The organism is Frankia sp. CcWB3, assembly GCF_977927595.1.
Genome location: NZ_CDWRCK010000205.1, coordinates 1 through 1060 on the forward strand (window position 1 = coordinate 1; position 1060 = coordinate 1060).

2 protein-coding genes are annotated in these 1060 nt (G+C 71.8%); both read left to right on the forward strand.

Annotated elements, in window-relative coordinates:
* A partial coding sequence (locus tag ACY5KJ_RS15025; protein WP_462203632.1) for a phosphotransferase occupies positions 1–820 on the forward strand: 820 nt, incomplete at its 5' end.
* Between the two features lie 66 nt (positions 821–886).
* Positions 887–1060: TFIIB-type zinc ribbon-containing protein (locus ACY5KJ_RS15030; RefSeq protein ID WP_462203634.1), on the forward strand; the 174-nt coding region annotated here is incomplete at its 3' end.

Consider the following 1060-nt stretch of genomic DNA (forward strand, 5'->3'; position numbering starts at 1 on the left):
GTCCCACGCCACCCATACCGGTCTGGACGGGCTCGCCGTCCGGGTCCACGACCGATGGGTGAGTGCCTGGCCGGCCGGCTCGGCGCTCGGACTGGACCAGGTCGACGATGTTCCCTGGGCCGAGGCCGTTCCCTGGGCCGAGGCTGCCGCGCTGCTGGCGAGTCTGCATCGCATCCCGGTCACCGCGTCGAATCTCCTCGTGCTCCCCCGGGCCACGGTGCTCCGCCGGCTGCGGCACGACGTGGCTCGACTGCGCGACCAGGCCGGCCATCCACGTGCCGAGGTGGTCCTGCGCGCCGCCGCGACCCTGCCCGAGTGGGCGTTGCACCACCAGATCCAACCGGATCAACCGGATCAACCGACCCGACCGGGACGGTCACGCCGGCCGGCGCGGCCATTGACGATCATCCACGGTGACTGGCACTTCGGACAGCTCGTCGCGCTGCCCCGACTCGGCTGGCGCATCATCGACGTGGACGATCTCGGGCTCGGGGACCCGGTATGGGACCTGGCCCGGCCGGCGGCCTGGTACGCGGCCGGCCTGCTGCCGATGGACGTCTGGGCGCGGTTCGTCGACGGCTACCAGGCCGGTGGCGGCCCGGCGCTGCCGGGCGGCGAGGATCCCTGGACGGCCCTGGACCTGCCCGCCCGCGCGATTGTCGTGCAGTACGCGGCCATCGCGGTCGCCGCGCGTCTCGACGGCGACGCGCCCGGTGCCGGGCCCGAACCTGATCCGATCTCCGATGCCTTCGTCGAGTGCTGCCGGCGGATGGCCCGGGTGGGCCCGTACCCGTCCGGATCTCGACTATCCACCGGCTGACTTCCGCGGGATCGGTACGCTACCCGCAGCCAAGGATGTCTCCCCGCCATGAACGGCAGGTTCGGCATGAGTTACACCCTGCAGTGTCCCAAGTGCCACGCGATGATGCGGACGTACAACCGCAACGGCATCCAGATCGAGCAGTGCGACGGATGCCGGGGCATCTTCCTCGACTACGGCGAGCTGGAGGCCATCACCCGGCTCGAGGCGCAGTGGTCCCAGCCCCCGCCGCCACCCCCG